The sequence below is a fragment of the Streptomyces sp. NPDC006235 genome (assembly GCF_040613735.1).
Lineage (GTDB): Bacteria > Actinomycetota > Actinomycetes > Streptomycetales > Streptomycetaceae > Streptomyces.
This window is the reverse complement of the sequence record NZ_JBEXSR010000011.1, coordinates 169,711-193,111: the sequence shown is the minus strand read 5'-3', so window position 1 is coordinate 193,111 and position 23,401 is coordinate 169,711. Positions and strand designations below refer to the sequence as shown.

29 protein-coding genes and 2 pseudogenes are annotated in these 23,401 nt (G+C 67.2%); 27 read left to right on the top strand and 4 right to left on the bottom strand.

What is annotated here, in order from left to right; genetic code table 11:
- The first annotated feature begins 79 nt into the window (after positions 1-79).
- The 6 genes from ABZ192_RS16450 (at position 80) to tuf (ending at position 9,362) form a co-directional block, all read left to right on the top strand.
- Complete coding sequence (locus ABZ192_RS16450; RefSeq protein WP_351405582.1) at positions 80-3,979, top strand: DNA-directed RNA polymerase subunit beta'; 3,900 nt, start codon at positions 80-82, stop codon at positions 3,977-3,979.
- 143 nt (positions 3,980-4,122) lie between these two features.
- On the top strand, positions 4,123-4,644 hold the full coding sequence (locus ABZ192_RS16445; RefSeq protein ID WP_356925166.1) for a DUF1707 and DUF4190 domain-containing protein: 522 nt from the start codon (positions 4,123-4,125) through the stop codon (positions 4,642-4,644).
- A 357-nt stretch (positions 4,645-5,001) separates the two neighbouring features.
- Positions 5,002-5,373, top strand: a complete 372-nt coding sequence (gene rpsL, locus ABZ192_RS16440) for a 30S ribosomal protein S12 (RefSeq protein ID WP_003948652.1) — start codon at positions 5,002-5,004, stop codon at positions 5,371-5,373.
- A gap of 2 nt (positions 5,374-5,375) precedes the next feature.
- Positions 5,376-5,846, top strand: a complete 471-nt coding sequence (rpsG, locus tag ABZ192_RS16435) for a 30S ribosomal protein S7 (protein WP_003998848.1) — start codon at positions 5,376-5,378, stop codon at positions 5,844-5,846.
- Between the two features lie 39 nt (positions 5,847-5,885).
- Entirely contained in the window at positions 5,886-8,012 is a 2,127-nt protein-coding gene (gene fusA / locus ABZ192_RS16430; protein ID WP_356925165.1) for an elongation factor G, read from the top strand.
- Positions 8,013-8,168: 156 nt separating this feature from the next.
- Positions 8,169-9,362, top strand: a complete 1,194-nt coding sequence (tuf, locus tag ABZ192_RS16425; RefSeq protein ID WP_020274921.1) for an elongation factor Tu — start codon at positions 8,169-8,171, stop codon at positions 9,360-9,362.
- A 238-nt stretch (positions 9,363-9,600) separates the two neighbouring features.
- Here tuf and ABZ192_RS16420 read toward each other — a convergent pair whose 3' ends face one another.
- From ABZ192_RS16420 to ABZ192_RS16405, 4 genes and pseudogenes are all read right to left on the bottom strand, one after another.
- Positions 9,601-10,194, bottom strand: coding sequence for a hypothetical protein (locus ABZ192_RS16420; protein ID WP_356925164.1), 594 nt, complete (start codon positions 10,192-10,194; stop codon positions 9,601-9,603).
- A gap of 32 nt (positions 10,195-10,226) precedes the next feature.
- Positions 10,227-10,838, bottom strand: a complete 612-nt coding sequence (locus ABZ192_RS16415; RefSeq protein WP_356925163.1) for a Uma2 family endonuclease — start codon at positions 10,836-10,838, stop codon at positions 10,227-10,229.
- A 49-nt stretch (positions 10,839-10,887) separates the two neighbouring features.
- On the bottom strand, positions 10,888-11,742 hold the full coding sequence (locus ABZ192_RS16410) for a helix-turn-helix domain-containing protein (RefSeq protein ID WP_356925162.1): 855 nt from the start codon (positions 11,740-11,742) through the stop codon (positions 10,888-10,890).
- Positions 11,743-12,011: 269 nt separating this feature from the next.
- Positions 12,012-12,421, bottom strand: a pseudogene (locus ABZ192_RS16405) (ATP-binding protein).
- Between the two features lie 138 nt (positions 12,422-12,559).
- Here ABZ192_RS16405 and ABZ192_RS16400 point away from each other — a divergent pair.
- The 21 genes and pseudogenes from ABZ192_RS16400 to rplR form a co-directional block, all read left to right on the top strand.
- Positions 12,560-12,895, top strand: a pseudogene (locus ABZ192_RS16400) (transcriptional regulator); the annotation flags it as partial.
- Positions 12,896-13,094: 199 nt separating this feature from the next.
- A complete protein-coding gene (locus tag ABZ192_RS16395; RefSeq protein ID WP_356925161.1) occupies positions 13,095-14,069 on the top strand; it encodes an SUKH-3 domain-containing protein in 975 nt (324 codons plus the stop codon).
- A gap of 69 nt (positions 14,070-14,138) precedes the next feature.
- Positions 14,139-14,309 carry a hypothetical protein gene (locus ABZ192_RS16390; RefSeq protein ID WP_356925160.1) on the top strand — a complete coding sequence of 57 codons (171 nt, stop codon included), beginning with the start codon at positions 14,139-14,141 and terminating at the stop codon, positions 14,307-14,309.
- A 483-nt stretch (positions 14,310-14,792) separates the two neighbouring features.
- The gene (rpsJ, locus tag ABZ192_RS16385; protein ID WP_003948644.1) at positions 14,793-15,101 is read left to right on the top strand and encodes a 30S ribosomal protein S10; all 309 of its coding nucleotides are present in this window, start codon (positions 14,793-14,795) and stop codon (positions 15,099-15,101) included.
- Positions 15,102-15,118: 17 nt separating this feature from the next.
- Positions 15,119-15,763: a 50S ribosomal protein L3 gene (gene rplC / locus ABZ192_RS16380; protein ID WP_086601018.1), complete on the top strand. Its 645-nt coding sequence runs from the start codon at positions 15,119-15,121 to the stop codon at positions 15,761-15,763.
- A gap of 4 nt (positions 15,764-15,767) precedes the next feature.
- Entirely contained in the window at positions 15,768-16,424 is a 657-nt protein-coding gene (gene rplD / locus ABZ192_RS16375) for a 50S ribosomal protein L4 (RefSeq protein WP_356925159.1), read from the top strand.
- On the top strand, positions 16,424-16,843 hold the full coding sequence (gene rplW, locus ABZ192_RS16370) for a 50S ribosomal protein L23 (protein WP_338782539.1): 420 nt from the start codon (positions 16,424-16,426) through the stop codon (positions 16,841-16,843). The genes rplD and rplW overlap by 1 nt, the downstream gene beginning before the upstream one ends.
- A gap of 38 nt (positions 16,844-16,881) precedes the next feature.
- Entirely contained in the window at positions 16,882-17,718 is an 837-nt protein-coding gene (gene rplB, locus ABZ192_RS16365; protein ID WP_006140909.1) for a 50S ribosomal protein L2, read from the top strand.
- A 12-nt stretch (positions 17,719-17,730) separates the two neighbouring features.
- The gene (gene rpsS / locus ABZ192_RS16360) at positions 17,731-18,012 is read left to right on the top strand and encodes a 30S ribosomal protein S19 (RefSeq protein WP_010036728.1); all 282 of its coding nucleotides are present in this window, start codon (positions 17,731-17,733) and stop codon (positions 18,010-18,012) included.
- Positions 18,013-18,056: 44 nt separating this feature from the next.
- A complete protein-coding gene (gene rplV, locus ABZ192_RS16355) occupies positions 18,057-18,404 on the top strand; it encodes a 50S ribosomal protein L22 (protein ID WP_010036727.1) in 348 nt (115 codons plus the stop codon).
- On the top strand, positions 18,404-19,228 hold the full coding sequence (rpsC, locus tag ABZ192_RS16350; RefSeq protein WP_010036723.1) for a 30S ribosomal protein S3: 825 nt from the start codon (positions 18,404-18,406) through the stop codon (positions 19,226-19,228). The genes rplV and rpsC overlap by 1 nt, the downstream gene beginning before the upstream one ends.
- A gap of 5 nt (positions 19,229-19,233) precedes the next feature.
- Positions 19,234-19,653 carry a 50S ribosomal protein L16 gene (gene rplP / locus ABZ192_RS16345; protein ID WP_004984526.1) on the top strand — a complete coding sequence of 140 codons (420 nt, stop codon included), beginning with the start codon at positions 19,234-19,236 and terminating at the stop codon, positions 19,651-19,653.
- Positions 19,653-19,877: a 50S ribosomal protein L29 gene (rpmC, locus tag ABZ192_RS16340; RefSeq protein WP_010036720.1), complete on the top strand. Its 225-nt coding sequence runs from the start codon at positions 19,653-19,655 to the stop codon at positions 19,875-19,877. The genes rplP and rpmC overlap by 1 nt, the downstream gene beginning before the upstream one ends.
- Complete coding sequence (gene rpsQ, locus ABZ192_RS16335; RefSeq protein WP_010036717.1) at positions 19,877-20,164, top strand: 30S ribosomal protein S17; 288 nt, start codon at positions 19,877-19,879, stop codon at positions 20,162-20,164. The genes rpmC and rpsQ overlap by 1 nt, the downstream gene beginning before the upstream one ends.
- A gap of 225 nt (positions 20,165-20,389) precedes the next feature.
- The gene (rplN, locus tag ABZ192_RS16330) at positions 20,390-20,758 is read left to right on the top strand and encodes a 50S ribosomal protein L14 (protein ID WP_003998823.1); all 369 of its coding nucleotides are present in this window, start codon (positions 20,390-20,392) and stop codon (positions 20,756-20,758) included.
- A 2-nt stretch (positions 20,759-20,760) separates the two neighbouring features.
- Positions 20,761-21,084 (top strand): 50S ribosomal protein L24, encoded by a 324-nt coding sequence (rplX, locus tag ABZ192_RS16325; protein ID WP_010036713.1) that lies wholly within the window; start codon positions 20,761-20,763, stop codon positions 21,082-21,084.
- Complete coding sequence (rplE, locus tag ABZ192_RS16320) at positions 21,084-21,641, top strand: 50S ribosomal protein L5 (RefSeq protein WP_010036711.1); 558 nt, start codon at positions 21,084-21,086, stop codon at positions 21,639-21,641. The genes rplX and rplE overlap by 1 nt, the downstream gene beginning before the upstream one ends.
- Before the next feature lie 5 nt (positions 21,642-21,646).
- The gene (locus ABZ192_RS16315) at positions 21,647-21,832 is read left to right on the top strand and encodes a type Z 30S ribosomal protein S14 (protein ID WP_003948630.1); all 186 of its coding nucleotides are present in this window, start codon (positions 21,647-21,649) and stop codon (positions 21,830-21,832) included.
- A 213-nt stretch (positions 21,833-22,045) separates the two neighbouring features.
- Positions 22,046-22,444, top strand: coding sequence for a 30S ribosomal protein S8 (rpsH, locus tag ABZ192_RS16310; RefSeq protein ID WP_003992367.1), 399 nt, complete (start codon positions 22,046-22,048; stop codon positions 22,442-22,444).
- A 23-nt stretch (positions 22,445-22,467) separates the two neighbouring features.
- Positions 22,468-23,007 (top strand): 50S ribosomal protein L6, encoded by a 540-nt coding sequence (gene rplF / locus ABZ192_RS16305; protein WP_010036705.1) that lies wholly within the window; start codon positions 22,468-22,470, stop codon positions 23,005-23,007.
- Between the two features lie 3 nt (positions 23,008-23,010).
- On the top strand, positions 23,011-23,394 hold the full coding sequence (rplR, locus tag ABZ192_RS16300) for a 50S ribosomal protein L18 (RefSeq protein ID WP_003992369.1): 384 nt from the start codon (positions 23,011-23,013) through the stop codon (positions 23,392-23,394).
- Positions 23,395-23,401 lie beyond the last annotated feature (7 nt).

Genomic DNA, 23,401 nt, shown 5'->3' with positions numbered 1-23,401 from the left:
TGGGAGACCCACGGTCCGCCGGCCCCAGGACCCCCGTATCAGACCAAAGACTTACAACCCTGAGAGGGATTGACGCATAGTGCTCGACGTCAACTTCTTCGACGAGCTCCGGATCGGTCTGGCTACCGCTGACGACATCCGTCAGTGGAGCCACGGCGAGGTCAAGAAGCCCGAGACCATCAACTACCGCACGCTCAAGCCCGAAAAGGACGGACTCTTCTGCGAGAAGATCTTCGGTCCGACCCGGGACTGGGAGTGCTACTGCGGCAAGTACAAGCGTGTCCGCTTCAAGGGCATCATCTGTGAGCGCTGTGGCGTCGAGGTCACGCGCGCCAAGGTGCGCCGTGAGCGGATGGGCCACATCGAGCTCGCCGCGCCCGTCACGCACATCTGGTACTTCAAGGGCGTTCCGTCGCGGCTGGGTTACCTGCTCGACCTCGCCCCGAAGGACCTGGAGAAGGTCATCTACTTCGCGGCGTACATGATCACGTACGTCGACGAGGAGCGCCGCACGCGCGATCTGCCCTCGCTGGAGGCCCACGTCTCCGTCGAGCGCCAGCAGATCGAGCAGCGCCGCGACGCCGATCTGGAGGCCCGCGCCAAGAAGCTCGAGACCGACCTGGCCGAGCTGGAGGCCGAGGGCGCCAAGGCCGACGTGCGCCGCAAGGTGCGCGAGGGTGCCGAGCGCGAGATGAAGCAGCTGCGTGACCGCGCGCAGCGCGAGATCGACCGTCTCGACGAGGTGTGGAACCGCTTCAAGAACCTCAAGGTCCAGGACCTCGAGGGCGACGAGCTGCTCTACCGCGAGCTGCGCGACCGCTTCGGCACGTACTTCGACGGTTCGATGGGTGCCGCGGCGCTGCAGAAGCGCCTGGAGTCCTTCGACCTCGACGAGGAGGCCGAGCGTCTCCGCGAGATCATCCGCACCGGCAAGGGCCAGAAGAAGACCCGTGCGCTCAAGCGCCTGAAGGTCGTCTCCGCGTTCCTGCAGACCAGCAACAGCCCCAAGGGCATGGTGCTGGACTGCGTGCCGGTCATCCCGCCGGACCTTCGCCCGATGGTGCAGCTGGACGGTGGCCGCTTCGCGACCTCCGACCTGAACGACCTGTACCGCCGTGTGATCAACCGGAACAACCGACTGAAGCGGCTTCTCGACCTCGGTGCGCCCGAGATCATCGTGAACAACGAGAAGCGCATGCTCCAGGAGGCCGTCGACGCGCTGTTCGACAACGGCCGTCGCGGTCGTCCGGTCACCGGTCCCGGTAACCGCCCGCTGAAGTCCCTCAGCGACATGCTGAAGGGTAAGCAGGGTCGCTTCCGTCAGAACCTGCTCGGTAAGCGTGTGGACTACTCGGCGCGTTCCGTGATCGTCGTCGGTCCGCAGCTGAAGCTGCACCAGTGCGGTCTGCCGAAGGCGATGGCGCTGGAGCTCTTCAAGCCGTTCGTGATGAAGCGCCTGGTCGACCTGAACCACGCGCAGAACATCAAGAGCGCCAAGCGCATGGTCGAGCGCGGCCGCACGGTCGTGTACGACGTGCTGGAAGAGGTCATCGCGGAGCACCCGGTTCTGCTGAACCGTGCGCCCACGCTGCACCGCCTCGGCATCCAGGCCTTCGAGCCGCAGCTGGTCGAGGGCAAGGCCATCCAGATCCACCCGCTCGTCTGCACCGCGTTCAACGCGGACTTCGACGGTGACCAGATGGCCGTGCACCTGCCGCTGTCCGCGGAGGCGCAGGCCGAGGCCCGCATCCTGATGCTGTCCTCGAACAACATCCTCAAGCCCGCCGACGGCCGTCCGGTGACGATGCCGACCCAGGACATGGTCCTCGGTCTGTTCTTCCTCACCACCGACGGCGAGATGCGCGAGCTCAAGGGCGAGGGCCGTTCCTTCGCCTCGGTCGCCGAGGCGATCATGGCCTTCGACGCGGGCGAGCTGTCGCTCCAGTCGAGGATCGACGTCCGCTTCCCGGTCGGCACCATCCCGCCGCGCGGCTGGACCCCGCCGGCGCGTGAGGAGGGTGAGCCCGAGTGGCAGCAGGGTGACAGCTTCCGGCTGAACACCACGCTGGGCCGCGCGCTCTTCAACGAGCTGCTGCCCGAGGACTACCCGTTCGTCGACTACGAGGTCGGCAAGAAGCAGCTCTCCGAGATCGTCAACGACCTCGCCGAGCGCTACCCGAAGGTCATCGTGGCGGCGACGCTCGACAACCTGAAGGCGGCCGGCTTCTTCTGGGCGACCCGTTCCGGCGTCACCGTGGCCATCTCCGACGTCGTCGTTCCCGAGGCGAAGAAGGAGATCGTCAAGGGCTACGAGGCGCAGGACGAGAAGGTCCAGAAGCAGTACGAGCGCGGTCTGATCACCAAGGACGAGCGCACGCAGGAGCTCATCGCGATCTGGACCAAGGCGACCAACGAGGTCGCCGAGGCGATGAACGACAACTTCCCGAAGACCAACCCGATCTTCATGATGGTGAACTCGGGTGCACGAGGCAACATGATGCAGATGCGTCAGATCGCCGGTATGCGTGGTCTGGTGTCGAACGCGAAGAACGAGACGATCCCGCGTCCGATCAAGGCCTCCTTCCGTGAGGGCCTGTCCGTGCTGGAGTACTTCATCTCCACGCACGGTGCCCGTAAGGGTCTGGCGGACACCGCTCTGCGTACCGCCGACTCGGGTTACCTCACCCGTCGTCTGGTCGACGTCTCCCAGGACGTCATCATTCGCGAGGAGGACTGCGGCACCGAGCGCGGTCTGCGTCTGAAGATCGCGAGCCGGAACGCCGAGGGCACGCTGCTCAAGGCGGAGGACGTCGAGACGTCCGTGTACGCGCGCTGCCTCGCCGAGGACATCGTGGTCGACGGCAAGGTGCTGGCCCCGGCCGGTACCGACCTCGGCGACGTGCTCATCGACGAGCTGGTCCGCCACGGCGTCGAGGAGGTCAAGACCCGCTCGGTCCTGACCTGCGAGTCCGCCGTCGGCACCTGCGCGATGTGCTACGGCCGTTCGCTGGCCACCGGCAAGCTGGTCGACATCGGTGAGGCGGTCGGCATCATCGCCGCCCAGTCCATCGGTGAGCCCGGTACCCAGCTGACAATGCGTACCTTCCACACCGGTGGTGTGGCCGGTGACGACATCACCCAGGGTCTGCCGCGTGTCGTCGAGCTCTTCGAGGCCCGTACCCCGAAGGGTGTCGCCCCGATCTCCGAGGCCTCCGGCCGCGTGCGGATCGAGGAGACCGAGAAGACCAAGAAGATCGTCGTCACCCCGGACGACGGCAGCGACGAGATGGCCTACCCCATCTCGAAGCGTGCCCGTCTGATGGTCAGCGAGGGCGAGCACGTCGAGGTGGGCCAGAAGCTCACCGTGGGTGCCACCAACCCGCACGACGTGCTGCGCATCCTGGGTCAGCGTGCCGTCCAGGTCCACCTGGTCGGCGAGGTCCAGAAGGTCTACAACTCGCAGGGTGTGTCGATCCACGACAAGCACATCGAGATCATCATCCGGCAGATGCTCCGCCGCGTGACGATCATCGAGTCCGGCGACGCCGAGCTGCTGCCCGGCGAGCTGGTCGAGCGCTCGAAGTTCGAGACCGAGAACCGTCGTGTGGTCCAGGAGGGCGGTCACCCGGCCTCGGGTCGTCCGCAGCTCATGGGTATCACCAAGGCCTCGCTGGCGACGGAATCCTGGCTGTCGGCCGCCTCCTTCCAGGAGACGACCCGAGTCCTGACGGACGCGGCGATCAACGCCAAGTCCGACAGCCTCATCGGCCTCAAGGAGAACGTCATCATCGGTAAGCTCATCCCGGCCGGTACGGGTCTGTCCCGCTACCGCAACATCCGGGTGGAGCCGACCGAGGAGGCCAAGGCCGCGATGTACTCGGCCGTCGGCTACGACGACATCGACTACTCGCCGTTCGGCACGGGCTCCGGCCAGGCCGTGCCGCTGGAGGACTACGACTACGGTCCGTACAACCAGTAAGCGAGTCGCTTGAGCCGAGGGCGGTCATCCTTTGGGGTGACCGCCCTTCGGCGTGTCTGCGACGCCCGGAATCGGACGCACCGGTGCCGGATGCGGCGCTTCGGCGCATCATGGAAGGACTCCGGCTCCAGGGGAGGTGCTCCGTGTCGCAGCCGCCCTACCCGTCCTGGCAACCCTGGCAGGGTCCGAGCGCCCCGTCGATGCTGGCCTCGCACGCCGATCGGGAGCGGGCCGTGGACGTGCTCAGAGCCGGGTACGGCGAGGGACGGATGGAGCACGACGAGTTCGAGAAGCGGGTTGCGCGGGCGTACGCGGCGCGGACCGTGGGGGAGTTGGCGGTGCTCGTCGCGGATCTGCCGCAGGGGCCCCTGCCGCAGCCCTCCGGGGCCCTGCCCGTGCCGCGGACGTTCGTGCCCGTGCCGCGGCCGCAGACGAACGGGAAGGCGGTGGCGGCCGGCGTGTGCGGGCTGCTGTGCGTGCCGACGATGGGGCTGACCGGGATTCCGGCCGTCGTGCTGGGGCATGTGGCGCGGGCCGAGATCCGCAGCCGGGGAGAGCTGGGGGACGGACTCGCCCTGACCGGTATCGTCCTCGGATGGTTGTCCACGGCCGGCTGGGCACTCGTCCTGGTGTTGCTGACGGTGGTGTCCATCGCGGTCGGGTGACGCGCAGGACGCAGCGGCGCAGCCGGCGGCAAGAAAATTGGGTAAATCGGACAGCCCGTCATCGAAATGAAGATCGGGAACGGCCGGGGGGCTTGACATGTCCCGCAGGGTGATGCGGTCGGCACCCATTTGTTTTGACCGCAGCGAATGCGATAGGTACGCTCAGACCTTGTGCCTGGGGTGTGCCCTGGCTCTCGTGCGTGCCATCACCCGCACTGCGAGCTGACACCGGCCACCGCAATCTGCGCTTAATTCTGCCTGGCGGCGGGAGTCCGCGGGATTCGACACACCCGACCGCGTGGGTCGGAGATGTTCCAGGTTAGCTTCACCATTCGGCACACAGAAACCGGAGAAGTAGTGCCTACGATCCAGCAGCTGGTCCGTAAGGGCCGGCAGGACAAGGTCGAGAAGAACAAGACGCCCGCACTCGAGGGTTCGCCCCAGCGTCGTGGCGTCTGCACGCGTGTGTTCACGACCACCCCGAAGAAGCCGAACTCGGCCCTGCGTAAGGTCGCGCGTGTGCGTCTGACCAGCGGGATCGAGGTCACCGCTTACATTCCGGGTGAGGGACACAACCTGCAGGAGCACTCCATCGTGCTCGTGCGCGGCGGCCGTGTGAAGGACCTGCCGGGTGTTCGCTACAAGATCATCCGAGGCTCGCTCGACACCCAGGGTGTCAAGAACCGCAAGCAGGCCCGCAGCCGCTACGGCGCCAAGAAGGAGAAGTAAGAATGCCTCGTAAGGGCCCCGCCCCGAAGCGCCCGGTCATCATCGACCCGGTCTACGGCTCTCCTCTGGTGACCTCCCTGATCAACAAGGTGCTGCTGAACGGCAAGCGCTCCACCGCCGAGCGCATCGTCTACGGCGCCATGGAGGGCCTGCGCGAGAAGACCGGCAACGACCCGGTCATCACGCTGAAGCGCGCTCTCGAGAACATCAAGCCGACCCTCGAGGTCAAGTCCCGCCGTGTCGGTGGTGCCACCTACCAGGTCCCGGTCGAGGTCAAGCCCGGCCGTGCCAACACCCTGGCGCTGCGCTGGCTCGTCGGTTACTCCCGCGCCCGTCGCGAGAAGACCATGACCGAGCGTCTGCTCAACGAGCTCCTCGATGCCAGCAACGGCCTGGGTGCCGCTGTGAAGAAGCGCGAGGACACGCACAAGATGGCCGAGTCCAACAAGGCCTTCGCGCACTACCGCTGGTAGTCGCAGACCCCATCGAGACCGAGAGAAGACTGAAGCCTTATGGCTACCACTTCGCTTGACCTGGCCAGGGTCCGCAACATCGGGATCATGGCCCACATCGACGCGGGCAAGACGACCACCACCGAGCGGATCCTGTTCTACACCGGCGTTTCGTACAAGATCGGTGAGGTCCACGACGGCGCCGCCACCATGGACTGGATGGAGCAGGAGCAGGAGCGTGGCATCACGATCACCTCTGCTGCCACCACCTGTCACTGGCCGCTCGAGGGCAACGACTACACCATCAACATCATCGACACCCCGGGTCACGTCGACTTCACCGTCGAGGTGGAGCGCTCGCTGCGCGTGCTCGACGGTGCCGTGACGGTGTTCGACGGTGTGGCCGGCGTTGAGCCCCAGTCCGAGACCGTGTGGCGTCAGGCGGACCGCTACGGCGTTCCGCGTATCTGCTTCGTCAACAAGCTCGACCGCACCGGCGCGGAGTTCCACCGCTGCGTCGACATGATCAGCGACCGCCTGGGCGCGCAGCCGCTGGTCATGCAGCTGCCGATCGGTGCCGAGGCGGACTTCAAGGGCGTCATCGACCTCGTGACGATGAAGGCCCTGGTCTGGTCGGCCGAGGCGACCAAGGGCGAGATGTACGACACCGTCGACATCCCGGACACCCACGTCGAGGCTGCCGAGGAGTACCGCGGCAAGCTGCTCGAGGCCGTCGCCGAGAACGACGACGAGCTGATGGAGCTGTACCTGGAGGGCACCGAGCCCACCGTGGAGCAGCTCTACGCCGCGATCCGTCGCATCACCATCGCGTCCGGCAAGGGCGGCGGCACCACCGTCACCCCCGTGTTCTGCGGCACCGCGTTCAAGAACAAGGGTGTTCAGCCCCTGCTCGACGCGGTCGTGCGCTACCTGCCCACCCCGCTCGACGTCGAGGCCATCGAGGGCCACGACGTCAAGGACCCGGAGCAGGTCATCGCGCGCAAGCCGTCGGACGACGAGCCGCTCGCCGCGCTGGCGTTCAAGATCATGAGCGACCCGCACCTCGGCAAGCTCACCTTCGTCCGCGTGTACTCCGGCCGCCTGCACTCCGGCACCGCCGTGCTGAACTCGGTGAAGGGCCGCAAGGAGCGCATCGGCAAGATCTACCGCATGCACGCCAACAAGCGTGAGGAGATCGAGTCGGTGGGCGCCGGCGACATCGTCGCCGTCATGGGCCTGAAGCAGACCACCACCGGTGAGACGCTGGCGGACGAGAAGAACCCGGTGATCCTGGAGTCCATGGACTTCCCGGCGCCGGTCATCGAGGTCGCCATCGAGCCCAAGTCGAAGGGCGACCAGGAGAAGCTCGGCGTCGCGATCCAGCGCCTGGCCGAGGAGGACCCCTCCTTCCAGGTGCACACCAACGAGGAGACCGGCCAGACCGTCATCGGCGGTATGGGCGAGCTTCACCTCGAGGTGCTCGTCGACCGCATGAAGCGCGAGTTCAAGGTCGAGGCCAACGTCGGCAAGCCGCAGGTCGCGTACCGTGAGACGATCCGCAAGGCCGTCGAGAAGGTCGAGTTCACCCACAAGAAGCAGACGGGTGGTACCGGCCAGTTCGCTCGCGTGATCATCGCGATCGAGCCGATCGAGGGCGGCGACGCCTCCTACGAGTTCATCAACAAGGTGACCGGTGGCCGTGTGCCGAAGGAGTACATCCCTTCGGTGGACGCCGGTGCGCAGGAAGCCATGCAGTTCGGCATCCTCGCCGGTTACGAGATGACCGGTGTGCGCGTGACGCTGCTCGACGGTGCCTACCACGAGGTCGACTCCTCCGAGCTCGCGTTCAAGATCGCCGGTTCGCAGGCCTTCAAGGAGGCCGCGCGCAAGGCCAGCCCCGTACTGCTCGAGCCGATGATGGCCGTCGAGGTCACCACGCCCGAGGACTACATGGGTGAGGTCGTCGGTGACATCAACTCCCGCCGTGGCCAGATCCAGGCCATGGAGGAGCGGGCCGGTGCCCGCGTCGTGAAGGGCCTCGTGCCCCTTTCGGAGATGTTCGGCTACGTCGGCGACCTGCGCAGCAAGACGTCCGGCCGTGCCAGCTACTCCATGCAGTTCGACTCCTACGCCGAGGTTCCCCGGAACGTCGCCGAGGAGATCATCGCGAAGGCCAAGGGCGAGTAACGCACAGCGTCTGCACGCCGTAGGCTTGACTCCGGAGCCTTGAGGGGCATTCCGCCGCAATCATGGTGAGAGTGCCCCGGGGCCCGGGCTTTCCAGCAAAGATCACCTGGCGCCGATGAGTAAGGCGTACCAGAACCACTCCACAGGAGGACCCCAGTGGCGAAGGCGAAGTTCGAGCGGACTAAGCCGCACGTCAACATCGGCACCATCGGTCACATCGACCACGGTAAGACGACCCTCACGGCCGCCATTACCAAGGTGCTGCACGACGCGTACCCGGACCTGAACGAGGCCTCGGCCTTCGACCAGATCGACAAGGCTCCTGAGGAGCGCCAGCGCGGTATCACCATCTCCATCGCGCACGTCGAGTACCAGACCGAGACGCGTCACTACGCCCACGTCGACTGCCCCGGTCACGCGGACTACATCAAGAACATGATCACGGGTGCGGCGCAGATGGACGGCGCCATCCTCGTGGTCGCCGCCACCGACGGCCCGATGCCGCAGACCAAGGAGCACGTGCTCCTGGCCCGCCAGGTCGGCGTTCCGTACATCGTCGTCGCCCTGAACAAGGCCGACATGGTGGACGACGAGGAGATCCTGGAGCTCGTCGAGCTCGAGGTCCGTGAGCTCCTCACCGAGTACGAGTTCCCGGGCGACGACGTTCCCGTCGTCAAGGTCTCCGCTCTGAAGGCCCTCGAGGGCGACAAGGAGTGGGGCAACTCCGTCCTCGAGCTCATGAACGCCGTCGACACCGCCATTCCGGAGCCGGAGCGCGACGTCGACAAGCCGTTCCTCATGCCGATCGAGGACGTCTTCACGATCACCGGTCGCGGTACGGTCGTCACCGGCCGTATCGAGCGTGGTGTCCTGAAGGTCAACGAGACCGTGGACATCATCGGCATCAAGCAGGAGAAGACCACCACCACGGTCACCGGCATCGAGATGTTCCGGAAGCTCCTCGACGAGGGCCAGGCCGGTGAGAACGTCGGTCTGCTCCTCCGTGGCATCAAGCGCGAGGACGTCGAGCGCGGCCAGGTCATCATCAAGCCGGGCTCGGTCACCCCGCACACCGAGTTCGAGGCGCAGGCCTACATCCTGTCCAAGGACGAGGGTGGCCGCCACACGCCGTTCTTCAACAACTACCGCCCGCAGTTCTACTTCCGTACGACGGACGTGACCGGCGTGGTGACCCTCCCCGAGGGCACCGAGATGGTCATGCCGGGTGACAACACCGAGATGAAGGTGGAGCTCATCCAGCCCGTCGCCATGGAGGAGGGCCTGAAGTTCGCCATCCGTGAGGGTGGCCGGACCGTGGGCGCCGGCCAGGTCACCAAGATCAACAAGTGAGTCTTCGGACTGGCTTGAGGGTCTGCTGACCTGAGTGGCTCGGAGGGGCCCGTACGACTTCGGTCGTGCGGGCCCCTTTGCCGTTGGTCATTGCAGGTTCTGTAGGTGGGGGTGGTCGTAGGAGGCCATGGGGAAAGGGTCCCGGTGAAGCTCCACGGGGCGTGGCCGCCGACCTTGCAGCCGGGCGCCACCGCCAGGTCGTACTGGTAGACCATTCCCTGGCTGTCCTCCCAGGCCTCTATCCGGTCGGCCAGTGCTTCGGGCAGTTGCCCTTGCCGATGACTGACGGCTGCGGGGTGGCCGCGAGCCGGTCGGTCACGTCGGCGGCGGTGCGCCAGCGCAGTACGGTGCCCGGCAGGTAGTCCCCGGCATGGTCGGCCGCGCACCACAGCACCTGCAGCACGTCGCGGCCGTCCGGGCGGGGCAGGCCGGGGACGTCCCGGGCGTAGAGCTGGGCGACGGGGACCATCAGGGCCTCGTCGTTCTCCTGCGGTACCCGCCGGCGCTTTTCCGCGCGGTCGACGATCACACGTTCCTCGGCCGTCAGCAGGTCCGCACCAGCGGCCCGGGGCCTGCTCCACGTCTCGTCCAGGATGCGCCGGTGGAGCCGTACGTCGTCGGGTGCGACGCCGCGTTGCCAGGGGCCGGAGTGGTCCGGGCAGGTCGGCCACGGTTCGTCGGCCGGCCACAGCAGCGGGCCACCGATCGAACCGTCGCCGGTGGTGGGCGCACCGGCGCGGGGGTGCAGCCGCACGGTGGTCCGGGCGAGTGGTGTCAGTTCGGGGAAGTGGGCTGTGACGTCGACAGGGCGCGGTGGGGTGGTGCGTGCCATGGGCAGGGAGCCTGAAGTGCGCCGCTGTCGGCTCACTCCTGCGGGGCGCCGCTGTCCCGGTACAGGGGCAGGCCGTCCGTCGCGATCGTCCAGTCGGCGATGGTCACGTCCTCGCCGTAGACGAAGTCCTTGCGGGTCGCGTAGCGCGGGCCGTCCGGTGTGGGGTGGATGTCGGTGAGGATGGCGCCCGTGCCGGTGCGGGGATCGAAGAGGGCGTAGACGGGGATGCCGATGAGGGGGTAGTCGCGCATCTTGGTGACCCAGTCGTTGTCCGGGTTGGAGCGGGAGACGACTTCGACGGCGGCGAGCAGTGTGCGGGGGTCGAAGGAACCCGGGACGTCCATGTCCTCCAGGGCGATCACCATCACGTCGGGGCGGCGCATGATGCCCTCGGACTCGTCCTCCACATCGGGTTCGCCCGTGTGGGCCACGATCTCCTCCGGCATCACCTTTTCGAGGCGTCTCCGCAGGTGCAGTGTGGTCAGCTCGTGCGGACCCACGGGCGCCATCATGTCGTGGACGATGCCTTCCTTGGTGACCTCGAACTTGCCGGGCAGGGAGTCGTCCGTGGTCTGGACGAAGTCCCGCATGGCCCGATACCGGTGGGAGGCGCCCTGCTGCTCGTTCTCCGAGGCGGTGGTCATGGCACTCGCTCCTCGTCTGTGCCCAGGGGCAAGGATCGTCGCCCTCATGCTAAGCGGCCTCCAGGAGACTTGATCGGCAATCGCGGCAGTGGCCGGGGGCCGGTGCGCGGAAGGCGCGGTCGCAGCCGTCGCAGGTCTGGAATCGGTGAGGTGCGGTCGGCGGGGCCGCAGGGGCGCGGAACGGGGGCGGGGGTGGTAGTTGGGCTGTGAGGCGGTGGGCCAGGAGGGCGGCCGGGCGGTGGAGGGCCTCCGGTGGGAGGTCGGTGGTCAGGGCGTGGCGTACGGCGGTGGGGGAGACGTCTCGTTCCAGCCAGGCTGCGACACCTGGGGAGAGGTGGGCGACGTCGCGGGTGGAGAGCAGGAGGCGGGTGTCCTCGCGATGGAGGCCTGCGAGGAGGTCCGTGGCCTGTTGGAGGAGGGCAGGCGCGGGGTAGGCCGGGTGCGGCACGGCCGGGAGGAGCTTGCTGCCAGGCGTCATCGTCCGCCTTCTCGGGGCTGGGCGAGGGGCGTCCGTACCGCTGTGACCTGGCCGGTTGCAGGAGATCGTGCGGGTGATGATCCGGCCGCCGGGGACGCGTTCGCGCACGCGTCGTAGGTAGCCGTGAGCCTCCAGCTCGCGCAGAGCCGCGGCGATACGGGTCGTACCCTCGGGGAAGCGGGCGGCGAGGGTCTTGATGTCGACGCGGGCACCTGCCGGGAGTGACTGGATGTGCACCCCCAGCCCGATCGCGAGCAGTGACAGCTCCGGGTGCTGGGCGAGGTGGTTGCCGATCACCGTGAAGCGGGTGGTGTGGCGGGTGTTGTCGTGAACCAGGCCGGCTTGGGGGTGCCGCCGGTTCGGGTGCTTCTTCCCGGTTACGGAGGCGTGGGCGTGCGAGGGCACGTTAGGGTTCTGCGTATCCATCGGGAAGCTCTCTCTTCCTCGGTGGTCAGGCCCTCGCACTGGGATTGCCGTCCCGGCGGGGGCCGTCGCATGTCTGCGGTTGTTGCGCTGAGCGTAGGGCAGGCAAGGGCTCCCGAATCCAGCCGAGTTGGCGATGTTCACTCGCGTGAGTGAGGCGGCGGGCTGGGCGGGAGAGGTGGGGTTTGGTGAGGTTCTTCCCTCGTCATGGTCCTTGAGGGAGACCGCCGGTGGCGCCGGAGCGCGAGGTGTTGGGACCCGGTGTTCGGGGGTCAGAGGGTGAGTTCGGCCCAGACCGTCTTGCGTGGTGGCAGGCCCCGGGTGACGCCCCAGCGGTCGGCGAGTGCGTCGACGAGGAGCAGGCCGCGGCCCGACTCGGAGGCCGGGCTGGGCAGTTGAGGTGCCGGCAGTCGGTCGTCGCGGGTGTCCGTGACCTCGATGCGGAGGGTGTCGGCCACGACGTAGAGGAGCAGGTGGAAGTCACGGCCGGGGATGCGGCCGTGTTCCGCCGCGTTGGCCGACAGTTCTGCGATGACCTGCCGTGCCGGGTCCAACGGGAGGCCCCAGGAGCGCAGTTGTTCGGTGGCCAGGAGACGGGCCAGGCGGGCGCCGCGTGGGGTGGGGACAGCTGGATGCTGAAGTTGCGGATGGTGGTGGTGAGTTCAGGGGGCTGCTGCGTCACGTCACTCAGCGTGGCCGCCCGCGCTTAGCGGGTGCGTACGGTAACTGTCCGGAGCTCGTCCGGTCGTGTCCGGGCCGTCGGGCCGGGCGTACGGGTAGGGCGCTGGGCACGGTCGTACGACGGACGGAAGGGTGCGGGATGACGGCGGTCGAAACGGACGCGGGTCGGCTCAAGGGCGAGGCGGACGAGCCGGGTTGGGAGGTGGATCCGGACGACGAGTGGGGTGTCGCCGTGATCGCGACCGTCGGGCGCGACATGGTCTGCAAGATCGAGGGTGGGAAGCGGATTCCTCGGCAGGACTATCTCGCCAGGGCGGATGAGGTGCCGGGGGCGGGTGGGCCGATTGCGGTGACGTGGGAGGACGTGAAGAGGGTTCGGTATCCCAAGAAGGTGCGGGAGCTGGCCAAGTTGGAGGGGCAGGCGGTTGAGATCGGGGTGTACGAAAGCATCAGCATCAACGGCCTGTTGCAGAGCAGGTCGGTGGCGCGCATTCGAAGTGCGGCGAGGTCGAGGCCCTGTCGCACGCCATGAGAGCGGGGGTCGACCCCCGAGCGGGGTGATGGCGGCAGTGGAGGTACGCGCGCCGGGCAATCCGGTTCACGGCCAACCCAAACCGGCCTGCCCGTCGTGCAGGCATGTTCTTGAAGTCCCAGGCGTTCGGGCTGTGTTGTGAGTGAGTGACGGCTACACACGGGACTGGTCTCCGCAGACGGAAGACGTACTGCGCCGCGCGGGCTGGCGCCCCGGGCGCTCTGTGCCTGGTGTCACCTGGGAGTCGATCCTGAAAGAGCGTGGGGCCTTTGCGGCCCATGACGCCGCACGCCGGTTTCTCTCCGAGTTCGGCGGGCTGGTGACCTACGGCTGTCCCGCCGATTCGATCACCACGTCGTCCGCCATCCGGTTCGATCCCCTCCGCGCCCAGTGGCAGGACGAGCGGTTCGCAAGAGCCAGCCGGGAAGCGGGAGCGCTCCTCTACCCCGTGGGCACGGCGGACGAGGGTGCCAGTTTCCTGGGCATCACCGAGGACGGAGCCCTTTTCCTCGTGAGGGACCGTGTGGAACTGCTTGCCCCGACCACTGACCGGGCGCTGGCTCGCCTGGTCGAGGCGCAGGGCACCCGGTCTGACCTCTGGGCGCCCGGCGTTCCAGCGGCCGAGCACTCCTTCTGGAGGCGACTGCACACCGTGGAGACCGGCCTGGACGCCGGATCGCGCTGGTCCGAGGAGACGGACCGGGTGCTGCGGGCGGGCGGCTGGTTCCCGGGCCGTTCGGTTCCCACAGAGACCTGGGAAAGCGTCCTCCTGCAGACCGGCGAGTTCGAGATCCACGACGCGGCACGGCGTTTCCTGTCCGAGTTCGGCGCCGTGGGCGTGTCCTACCGCGAGCCGTGGGACTCGATGCCGTGGATGGAGTTCTCCCTGGATCCGCTGCCGGCGTTCTGGGACGCGGAGATCATCGACGACCTCGCCGAGCAGGCGGGCGTCGATCTGTACCCGATCGGCATGCGAGACCGCGGGAACCAGCACCTGGCCATGGCGGAGGACGGCTCGGTCCACGCCGGCATGGACAGCGTCTGGCTGCTGGCCCCCGCACCCGACGAGGCGTTGCAGAAGCTCACGAGCAGAATCCAGCCGACGGCGTCCTATTGAGGCGGCTGCCGATGCCGGGATCGGTGCTGTTCGGGGGCCACTCGGACCTGGAACCCTACCGACGTCTTCGTGCGCCATCGGGCGGTTCCGGACGCACCGCGCCACCTCGACGAGGCGCGGAGGGCCCGGGCGCGCGCAGGCGGTGTCCTGTCCGAGGACGGCACATGCCTGGTGGCCGCCGGTATGAAAGACGGCTGGGTGCACGTACGGCTGACCGGTGACTTCCCGGGGCCCGCGTGATCTGCTCGACGGTCCTCCGGCGGGAATGGATCTTCCGGCGATCACCGGCGTGCGCCGAGCGCGCCCCCGGTTTGACCTACGTCACCCCCGGGGTATTCTCTCCGGCTCGATTGGCGTCCGCCGTGCCCCGTATGGCAGACTGTCCGAGTTGCTCGGTCGAGTGTTGATGCTGCGCGCCTCCCGCCGGGGGGACCGGAAGCGAGTCCCACAGTACTCGTCGCCCTAACTGCCACACGGCAGCGCTGGGGCGGACGTACGGGAATCTTTCGGGAAGTGTCAGTGCGGCGCCGGCCAGGCACCCGGTGGGCTTTCGCCTCCGGCTCGCGGTACCGGAAGGGCCGTGTGCAATCCCGCAGGGATGTTCGAACAAGGGGCATCTGTGTCAGCGGGAGCGCGACACGCCCGACCGCGTGGGTCGGAGAGGGAAGGGAAACGGAACACCGGGTTCCAGAGCGTTACGAGAGACAGGACTACTGAGTAGCCATGGCGGGACAGAAGATCCGCATCCGGCTCAAGGCCTACGACCACGAGGTCATCGACAGCTCGGCGAAGAAGATCGTCGAGACGGTGACGCGTACTGGTGCGTCGGTCGCGGGCCCGGTGCCGCTGCCCACTGAGAAGAACGTGTACTGCGTCATCAAGTCGCCGCACAAGTACAAGGACTCGCGCGAGCACTTCGAGATGCGCACGCACAAGCGCCTGATCGACATCCTCGACCCCACCCCCAAGACCGTTGACTCTCTGATGCGACTCGACCTCCCGGCCGGTGTCGACATCGAGATCAAGCTCTGAGGCCGGTGATCTGAGAGATGGCTAAGCAGATCAAGGGCATCCTGGGCGAGAAGCTCGGCATGACGCAGGTGTGGGACGCGAACAACCGCGTCGTCCCGGTCACCGTCGTCAAGGCCGGCCCCAACGTCGTCACCCAGGTCCGTACGAACGATGTCGACGGCTACGAGTCCGTCCAGATCGCTTTCGGCGAGATCGACCCGCGCAAGGTGAACAAGCCCCTCAAGGGCCACTTCGCCAAGGCCGACGTCACCCCCCGTCGCCACCTCGTCGAGATCCGCACCGCGGACGCCTCCGAGTACACGCTGGGCCAGGAGATCACCGCTGAGGTGTTCGAGGCCGGCGTGAAGGTCGACGTGACCGGCAAGAGCAAGGGCAAGGGCTTCGCCGGTGTCATGAAGCGTCACAACTTCAAGGGCCTCGGCGCCGGACACGGCACCCAGCGCAAGCACCGCTCTCCCGGTTCCATCGGTGGCTGCGCCACCCCGGGCCGCGTGTTCAAGGGCCTCCGCATGGCGGGTCGCATGGGCAACGAGCGGGTCACCACCCAGAACCTGACCGTCCACGCCGTTGACGCGGAGAAGGGTCTGCTGCTCATCAAGGGCGCGGTTCCCGGTCCGAACGGCGGCCTCGTCCTGGTCCGCACCGCGGCCAAGGGGGCCTGAGGTAATGAGCACTGTTGACATCCTTTCGCCGGCGGGCGACAAGGCCGGTTCCGTCGAGCTCCCCGCGGAGATCTTCGACGTCGAGAAGATCAGCATTCCGCTGATCCACCAGGTCGTCGTCGCACAGCTGGCCGCTGCCCGTCAGGGCACGCACAAGACCAAGACCCGTGGCGAGGTCCGCGGCGGTGGCAAGAAGCCGTACCGCCAGAAGGGCACCGGTCGCGCCCGTCAGGGTTCGACCCGCGCGCCGCAGTTCGCCGGTGGTGGCGTCGTGCACGGTCCCGTGCCGCGTGACTACTCGCAGCGGACGCCCAAGAAGATGAAGGCTGCCGCGCTGCGTCACGCCCTCACCGACCGGGCCCGTCACAACCGCATCCACGTCGTCTCCGGCGTGGTCGAGGGCGAGACCCCCTCCACGAAGGCCGCCAAGAGCCTGTTCGGCAAGATCAGCGAGCGCAAGAACCTGCTCCTGGTCGTCGACCGCGCCGACGAGGCCGCGTGGCTGTCCGCCCGCAACCTGCCCCAGGTCCACATCCTGGAGCCGGGCCAGCTGAACACGTACGACGTTCTCGTCTCGGACGACGTGGTCTTCACCAAGGCCGCTTTCGAGTCCTTCGTCGCCGGCCCGAAGGCCAACGACACCGAAGGGAGCGAGGTCTGATGGCCATCCGTCACCCCGCTATCGCCTCGAAGGCCGCGAAGAAGGCCAAGGAGGCCCGCGTCAAGAAGGCGCGTCGCCACGCCACCGAGGGCAAGAACACCGTCGAGACCCCGCTGAGCAAGTCCTTCACGGACCCCCGTGACGTGCTGCTCAAGCCGGTCGTCTCGGAGAAGAGCTACGCGCTCCTCGACGAGGGCAAGTACACGTTCATCGTCGACCCGAGCGCCAACAAGACCCAGATCAAGCAGGCCGTTCAGTCGGTCTTCTCGGTCAAGGTCACCGGGGTCAACACGATCAACCGCCAGGGCAAGCGCAAGCGGACCCGCACGGGCTTCGGCCAGCGCGCGTCCACCAAGCGCGCGATCGTGACCCTCGCCGAGGGCGACCGTATCGACATCTTCGGCGGTCCGACCGCGTAAGCGGTCAGGATCGTCCGGAATCGGACGAGGACTGAGAAATGGGTATCCGCAAGTACAAGCCGACGACTCCTGGCCGTCGTGGCGCCAGCGTCGCCGACTTCGTCGAGGTCACGCGGTCCACGCCGGAGAAGTCGTTGGTCCGCCCCCTGCACAGCAAGGGTGGCCGTAACAACTCCGGTCGTGTGACCGTCCGCCACCAGGGTGGTGGCCACAAGCGCGCCTACCGCGTGATCGACTTCCGTCGTCACGACAAGGACGGCGTGCCGGCGAAGGTCGCGCACATCGAGTACGACCCCAACCGCACCGCGCGCATCGCGCTGCTGCACTACGCGGACGGCGAGAAGCGCTACATCCTCGCGCCGCGTGGCCTGTCGCAGGGCGACCGCGTCGAGAACGGTCCCGGGGCCGACATCAAGCCGGGCAACAACCTGGCCCTGCGCAACATCCCGGTCGGTACCACGCTGCACGCCATCGAGCTGCGTCCGGGCGGCGGCGCGAAGTTCGCCCGCTCCGCCGGCGCCTCGGTGCAGCTGCTCGCGAAGGAGGGCTCCATGGCCCACCTGCGCATGCCGTCGGGTGAGATCCGCCTGGTCGACGTCCGCTGCCGCGCCACTGTCGGCGAGGTCGGCAACGCCGAGCAGAGCAACATCAACTGGGGCAAGGCCGGCCGCAAGCGCTGGCTGGGCGTCCGCCCGACCGTGCGTGGTGTGGTCATGAACCCGGTTGACCACCCGCACGGTGGTGGTGAGGGCCGTACCTCCGGTGGTCGCCACCCGGTGTCCCCGTGGGGCAAGAAGGAAGGCCGTACTCGTTCGCCCAAGAAGGCGTCGAACAAGTACATCGTCCGCCGCCGCAAGACGAACAAGAAGCGCTAGGAGCGGGTTTAGATGCCGCGCAGTCTCAAGAAGGGGCCCTTCGTCGACGACCACCTGATCAAGAAGGTGGACGCCCAGAACGAAGCCGGCACCAAGAACGTCATCAAGACCTGGTCCCGCCGCTCGATGATCGTCCCGGCCATGCTCGGCCACACGATCGCGGTGCACAACGGCAAGACCCACATCCCGGTGTTTGTCACCGAGTCGATGGTCGGCCACAAGCTCGGCGAGTTCTCGCCGACGCGCACCTTCCGGGGTCACGTCAAGGACGACCGGAAGTCGAAGCGCCGCTAGCCAGCGGGGTGTGAATGATCATGACAGACACTGAAGGGACAACCATGGAAGCCAGGGCCCAGGCGCGGTACATCCGCGTCACGCCCATGAAGGCCCGCCGCGTGGTGGACCTCATCCGTGGCCTGAACGCCACGGAGGCTCAGGCGGTCCTGCGTTTCGCCCCGCAGGCCGCGAGCGTGCCGGTCGGCAAGGTGCTGGACAGCGCCATTGCCAACGCCGCGCACAACTACGACCACACCGATGTCGACAGCCTCTACATCTCCGAGGCCTACGTCGACGAGGGCCCGACCCTGAAGCGGTTCCGTCCGCGTGCCCAGGGCCGTGCCTACCGGATCCGCAAGCGGACCAGCCACATCACCGTGGTCGTCAGCAGCAAGGAAGGAACCCGGTAATGGGCCAGAAGGTAAACCCGCACGGGTTCCGGCTCGGCGTTACGACCGACTTCAAGTCGCGCTGGTACGCCGACAAGCTGTACAAGGACTACGTCAAGGAAGACGTCGCCATCCGTCGGATGATGACGTCCGGCATGGAGCGCGCCGGCATCTCCAAGGTCGAGATCGAGCGCACCCGTGACCGTGTGCGTGTGGACATCCACACCGCGCGTCCGGGCATCGTGATCGGCCGCCGCGGCGCCGAGGCCGACCGCATCCGCGGTGACCTCGAGAAGCTCACCGGCAAGCAGGTCCAGCTGAACATCCTCGAGGTCAAGAACCCCGAGACCGACGCTCAGCTGGTCGCCCAGGCCGTCGCCGAGCAGCTCTCCTCCCGCGTCTCCTTCCGCCGCGCCATGCGTAAGAGCATGCAGTCGGCGATGAAGGCCGGCGCCAAGGGCATCAAGATCCAGTGCGGTGGCCGCCTCGGTGGCGCCGAGATGTCCCGCTCGGAGTTCTACCGCGAGGGCCGTGTGCCCCTGCACACGCTCCGCGCGAACGTGGACTACGGCTTCTTCGAGGCCAAGACGACCTTCGGCCGCATCGGTGTGAAGGTCTGGATCTACAAGGGCGACGTCAAGAACATCGCCGAGGTCCGCGCCGAGAACGCCGCTGCCCGTGCGGGTAACCGCCCGGCCCGCGGCGGTGCCGACCGCCCGGCCCGTGGTGGCCGCGGTGGCGAGCGGCGCGGTCGCAAGCCGCAGCAGGCTGCCGGCGCCGAGGCCCCCAAGGCCGAGGCTCCCGCTGCCGCCGCTCCGGCTGAGAGCACCGGAACGGAGGCCTGACCGACATGCTGATCCCCCGTAGGGTCAAGCACCGCAAGCAGCACCACCCCAAGCGCAACGGCATGTCCAAGGGTGGCACGCAGGTTGCGTTCGGCGAGTACGGCATCCAGGCGCTGACCCCGGCCTATGTGACGAACCGCCAGATCGAGGCCGCTCGTATCGCCATGACGCGTCACATCAAGCGTGGTGGCAAGGTCTGGATCAACATCTACCCGGACCGCCCCCTCACCAAGAAGCCGGCCGAGACCCGCATGGGTTCCGGTAAGGGCTCGCCGGAGTGGTGGGTGGCCAACGTCAAGCCCGGACGCGTGATGTTCGAGCTGTCGTACCCCAACGAGAAGATCGCGCGCGAGGCCCTGACCCGTGCGGCTCACAAGCTGCCGATGAAGTGCAAGATCGTCAAGCGCGAGGCAGGTGAAGCGTGATGTCGGCCGGTACCAAGGCGTCCGAGCTGCGCGAGCTGGGCAACGAGGAGCTGCTCAACAAGCTCCGCGAGGCCAAGGAAGAGCTGTTCAACCTCCGCTTCCAGGCGGCGACGGGCCAGCTCGAGAACCACGGTCGGCTCAAGGCCGTCCGCAAGGACATCGCGCGGATCTACACCCTGATGCGTGAGCGCGAGCTGGGCATCGAGACGGTGGAGAGCGCCTGATGAGCGAGAGCAACGTGACTGAAGAGACCAAGACGGACCGCGGATTCCGCAAGACCCGTGAGGGTCTGGTCGTCAGCGACAAGATGGACAAGACCGTCGTCGTCGCCGTCGAGGACCGCGTCAAGCACGCGCTGTACGGCAAGGTCATCCGCCGTACGAACAAGCTCAAGGCGCACGACGAGCAGAACGCCGCCGGCGTCGGCGACCGGGTTCTCCTGATGGAGACCCGCCCGCTGTCGGCGACGAAGCGCTGGCGCGTCGTGGAGATCCTCGAGAAGGCGAAGTAACCAAGCGGGGGTTCCGCCCCCGCTGCCTCCGCCGGGGGCTCGGCCCCCCGGCCCCGGGCCGGCGGCTCGCCGCCGGCCTCGGCCGCGGCGGCCGAGCGGCCCCCGGCGGAGGTTGTCGCCTGCAGAGGCCTAAGTAATTCCTTCGGGGCAACCCCCGCAGGACAGTTCCGCCAGGCTCTCCGGCTCAACCCCCGGAGGGAACCGGCAGACAACCAGGAGATAGACGTGATCCAGCAGGAGTCGCGACTGCGTGTCGCCGACAACACGGGTGCGAAGGAGATCCTCTGCATCCGTGTGCTCGGCGGCTCCGGTCGCCGCTACGCGGGTATCGGTGACGTCATCGTCGCCACCGTCAAGGACGCGATCCCCGGTGGCAACGTGAAGAAGGGTGACGTCGTCAAGGCGGTCATCGTTCGCACCGTCAAGGAGCGCCGCCGTCCGGACGGCTCGTACATCCGCTTCGACGAGAACGCCGCCGTCATTCTGAAGAACGACGGCGACCCTCGTGGCACCCGTATCTTCGGCCCGGTCGGCCGTGAGCTGCGCGAGAAGAAGTTCATGAAGATCATCTCCCTCGCGCCGGAGGTGCTGTGAGCATGAAGATCAAGAAGGGCGACCTGGTCCAGGTCATCACCGGTAAGGACAAGGGCAAGCAGGGCAAGGTCATCGCGGCCTTCCCCCGTGAGGACCGTGTCCTGGTCGAGGGTGTCAACCGGGTCAAGAAGCACACCAAGGCCGGTCCGACGGCTCGCGGTTCGCAGGCCGGCGGCATCGTCACCACCGAGGCGCCGATCCACGTCTCCAACGTCCAGCTGGTCGTGGAGAAGGACGGCAAGAAGGTCGTGACCCGCGTCGGTTACCGCTTCGACGACGAAGGCAACAAGATCCGCGTTGCCAAGCGGACGGGTGAGGACATCTGATGACGACCACCACCACTCCGCGACTGAAGCAGAAGTACCGTGAGGAGATCACGGGCAAGCTGCGTGACGAGTTCAAGTACGAGAACGTCATGCAGATCCCCGGTCTCGTCAAGATCGTGGTCAACATGGGTGTGGGCGACGCCGCCCGCGACTCCAAGCTGATCGAGGGCGCCATCCGCGACCTCACCACGATCACCGGTCAGAAGCCGGCCGTCACCAAGGCCCGCAAGTCCATCGCGCAGTTCAAGCTGCGTGAGGGCCAGCCGATCGGTGCCCACGTCACGCTCCGTGGCGACCGCATGTGGGAGTTCCTGGACCGCACCCTGTCGCTGGCGCTCCCGCGCATCCGCGACTTCCGCGGCCTGTCCCCCAAGCAGTTCGACGGCCGTGGCAACTACACCTTCGGTCTCACGGAGCAGGTCATGTTCCACGAGATCGACCAGGACAAGATCGACCGCGTCCGGGGTATGGACATCACCGTGGTCACCACGGCGACCAACGACGCTGAGGGCCGCGCGCTCCTCCGTCACCTCGGCTTCCCCTTCAAGGAGGCGTGAGCGAGATGGCGAAGAAGGCTCTGATCGCGAAGGCTGCTCGTAAGCCCAAGTTCGGCGTACGTGGCTACACGCGCTGCCAGCGCTGTGGTCGTCCGCACTCCGTGTACCGCAAGTTCGGCCTGTGCCGCGTGTGCCTTCGTGAGATGGCTCACCGTGGCGAGCTGCCGGGCGTGACCAAGAGCTCCTGGTAATCCCCCCAATCAGGGATTAGCAGGGCTCTCGGTAAGCATCTGGGGCGGCAGGACGTCCAGCTCGCATGCCTTAGGCTTGTGGGGTTGGGCGTCTGCCGCCGCCCTTACGACTTACTACGCCGTAGGTCCACCGCGCCGCACCCGTCCCGTCTCGGATCGGGGAGAGGGATGGCGCACCAGGAAACCCCGGCGAGAGAGGCCGAAGGCCAATTCATGACCATGACTGATCCGATCGCAGACATGCTGACGCGTCTGCGGAACGCGAACTCGGCGTACCACGACTCCGTGGCGATGCCGCACTCGAAGATCAAGTCGCACATCGCGGAGATCCTCCAGCAGGAGGGCTTCATCACGGGCTGGAAGGTCGAGGACGCCGAGGTCGGCAAGAACCTCGTCCTGGAGCTGAAGTTCGGCCCCAACCGTGAGCGCTCCATCGCGGGGATCAAGCGGATCTCCAAGCCCGGTCTCCGGGTATACGCGAAGTCCACCAACCTGCCGAAGGTTCTCGGCGGCCTGGGCGTGGCGATCATCTCCACGTCCCACGGTCTCCTGACCGACAAGCAGGCGCAGAAGAAGGGCGTGGGTGGGGAAGTCCTCGCCTACGTCTGGTAGTTCGGGAACGGAGGAGAGACAACATGTCGCGTATCGGCAAGCTCCCCATCCCGGTTCCCGCCGGCGTGGACGTCACCATCGACGGCCGTACGGTCGCGGTCAAGGGCCCCAAGGGCGAACTGACCCACACCGTCATCGCGCCGATCGACATCGCCAAGGCCGAGGACGGCACCCTTCAGGTGCTGCGGCCCAACGACGAGCGGCAGAGCAAGGCCCTGCACGGCCTGTCCCGCACGCTGGTGGCGAACATGATCACCGGTGTGACCCAGGGATACGTCAAGAAGCTCGAAATCAGCGGTGTCGGCTACCGCGTCGTGGCGAAGGGCTCCAACCTGGAGTTCTCCCTCGGCTACAGCCACCCGATCCTGGTCGAGGCCCCCGAGGGCATCACCTTCAAGGTGGAGTCCCCGACCCGTTTCTCGGTCGAGGGCATCGACAAGCAGAAGGTCGGCGAGGTTGCGGCCAACATCCGCAAGCTGCGCAGGCCCGACCCGTACAAGGCCAAGGGTGTCAAGTACGAGGGCGAAGTCATCCGCCGCAAGGTCGGAAAGGCGGGTAAGTAAGCCATGGCATACGGGCAGAAGATCCTTAAGGGCGACGCCTACAAGCGCGCCGCGATCAAGCGCCGCCACATCCGTATCCGTAAGCACATCAACGGTACGGCGGAGCGTCCGCGCCTGGTCGTTACCCGCTCGAACCGCCACATCGTGGCCCAGGTGATCGACGACATCAAGGGTCACACCCTGGCGTCGGCGTCCACCCTGGACAGCTCGATCCGCGGTGGCGAGGGCGACAAGTCGGCGCAGGCCAAGCAGGTCGGCGCCCTGGTCGCCGAGCGTGCCAAGGCCGCCGGTGTCGAGGCCGTCGTGTTCGACCGTGGTGGTAACCAGTACGCGGGGCGCATCGCCGCCCTGGCGGACGCCGCCCGCGAGGCCGGACTCAAGTTCTGAGTCCTGG

Coding starts and splice junctions, on each gene's coding strand:
- rplC (WP_086601018.1), top strand. CDS start 15,119: ATGGCTAAGCAGATCAAGGGCATCCTGGGCGAGAAGCTCGGCATGACG.
- ABZ192_RS16410 (WP_356925162.1), bottom strand. CDS start 11,742: ATGGATACGCAGAACCCTAACGTGCCCTCGCACGCCCACGCCTCCGTA.
- ABZ192_RS16315 (WP_003948630.1), top strand. CDS start 21,647: ATGGCGAAGAAGGCTCTGATCGCGAAGGCTGCTCGTAAGCCCAAGTTC.
- rpsJ (WP_003948644.1), top strand. CDS start 14,793: ATGGCGGGACAGAAGATCCGCATCCGGCTCAAGGCCTACGACCACGAG.
- rplF (WP_010036705.1), top strand. CDS start 22,468: ATGTCGCGTATCGGCAAGCTCCCCATCCCGGTTCCCGCCGGCGTGGAC.
- rplW (WP_338782539.1), top strand. CDS start 16,424: ATGGCCATCCGTCACCCCGCTATCGCCTCGAAGGCCGCGAAGAAGGCC.
- rplR (WP_003992369.1), top strand. CDS start 23,011: ATGGCATACGGGCAGAAGATCCTTAAGGGCGACGCCTACAAGCGCGCC.
- rpsG (WP_003998848.1), top strand. CDS start 5,376: ATGCCTCGTAAGGGCCCCGCCCCGAAGCGCCCGGTCATCATCGACCCG.
- rplP (WP_004984526.1), top strand. CDS start 19,234: ATGCTGATCCCCCGTAGGGTCAAGCACCGCAAGCAGCACCACCCCAAG.
- rpsS (WP_010036728.1), top strand. CDS start 17,731: ATGCCGCGCAGTCTCAAGAAGGGGCCCTTCGTCGACGACCACCTGATC.
- rpsQ (WP_010036717.1), top strand. CDS start 19,877: ATGAGCGAGAGCAACGTGACTGAAGAGACCAAGACGGACCGCGGATTC.
- rplD (WP_356925159.1), top strand. CDS start 15,768: ATGAGCACTGTTGACATCCTTTCGCCGGCGGGCGACAAGGCCGGTTCC.
- rpmC (WP_010036720.1), top strand. CDS start 19,653: ATGTCGGCCGGTACCAAGGCGTCCGAGCTGCGCGAGCTGGGCAACGAG.
- ABZ192_RS16415 (WP_356925163.1), bottom strand. CDS start 10,838: ATGACCACCGCCTCGGAGAACGAGCAGCAGGGCGCCTCCCACCGGTAT.
- rplE (WP_010036711.1), top strand. CDS start 21,084: ATGACGACCACCACCACTCCGCGACTGAAGCAGAAGTACCGTGAGGAG.
- ABZ192_RS16420 (WP_356925164.1), bottom strand. CDS start 10,194: ATGGCACGCACCACCCCACCGCGCCCTGTCGACGTCACAGCCCACTTC.
- fusA (WP_356925165.1), top strand. CDS start 5,886: ATGGCTACCACTTCGCTTGACCTGGCCAGGGTCCGCAACATCGGGATC.
- rplV (WP_010036727.1), top strand. CDS start 18,057: ATGGAAGCCAGGGCCCAGGCGCGGTACATCCGCGTCACGCCCATGAAG.
- rplB (WP_006140909.1), top strand. CDS start 16,882: ATGGGTATCCGCAAGTACAAGCCGACGACTCCTGGCCGTCGTGGCGCC.
- rpsC (WP_010036723.1), top strand. CDS start 18,404: ATGGGCCAGAAGGTAAACCCGCACGGGTTCCGGCTCGGCGTTACGACC.
- rplX (WP_010036713.1), top strand. CDS start 20,761: ATGAAGATCAAGAAGGGCGACCTGGTCCAGGTCATCACCGGTAAGGAC.
- rpsH (WP_003992367.1), top strand. CDS start 22,046: ATGACCATGACTGATCCGATCGCAGACATGCTGACGCGTCTGCGGAAC.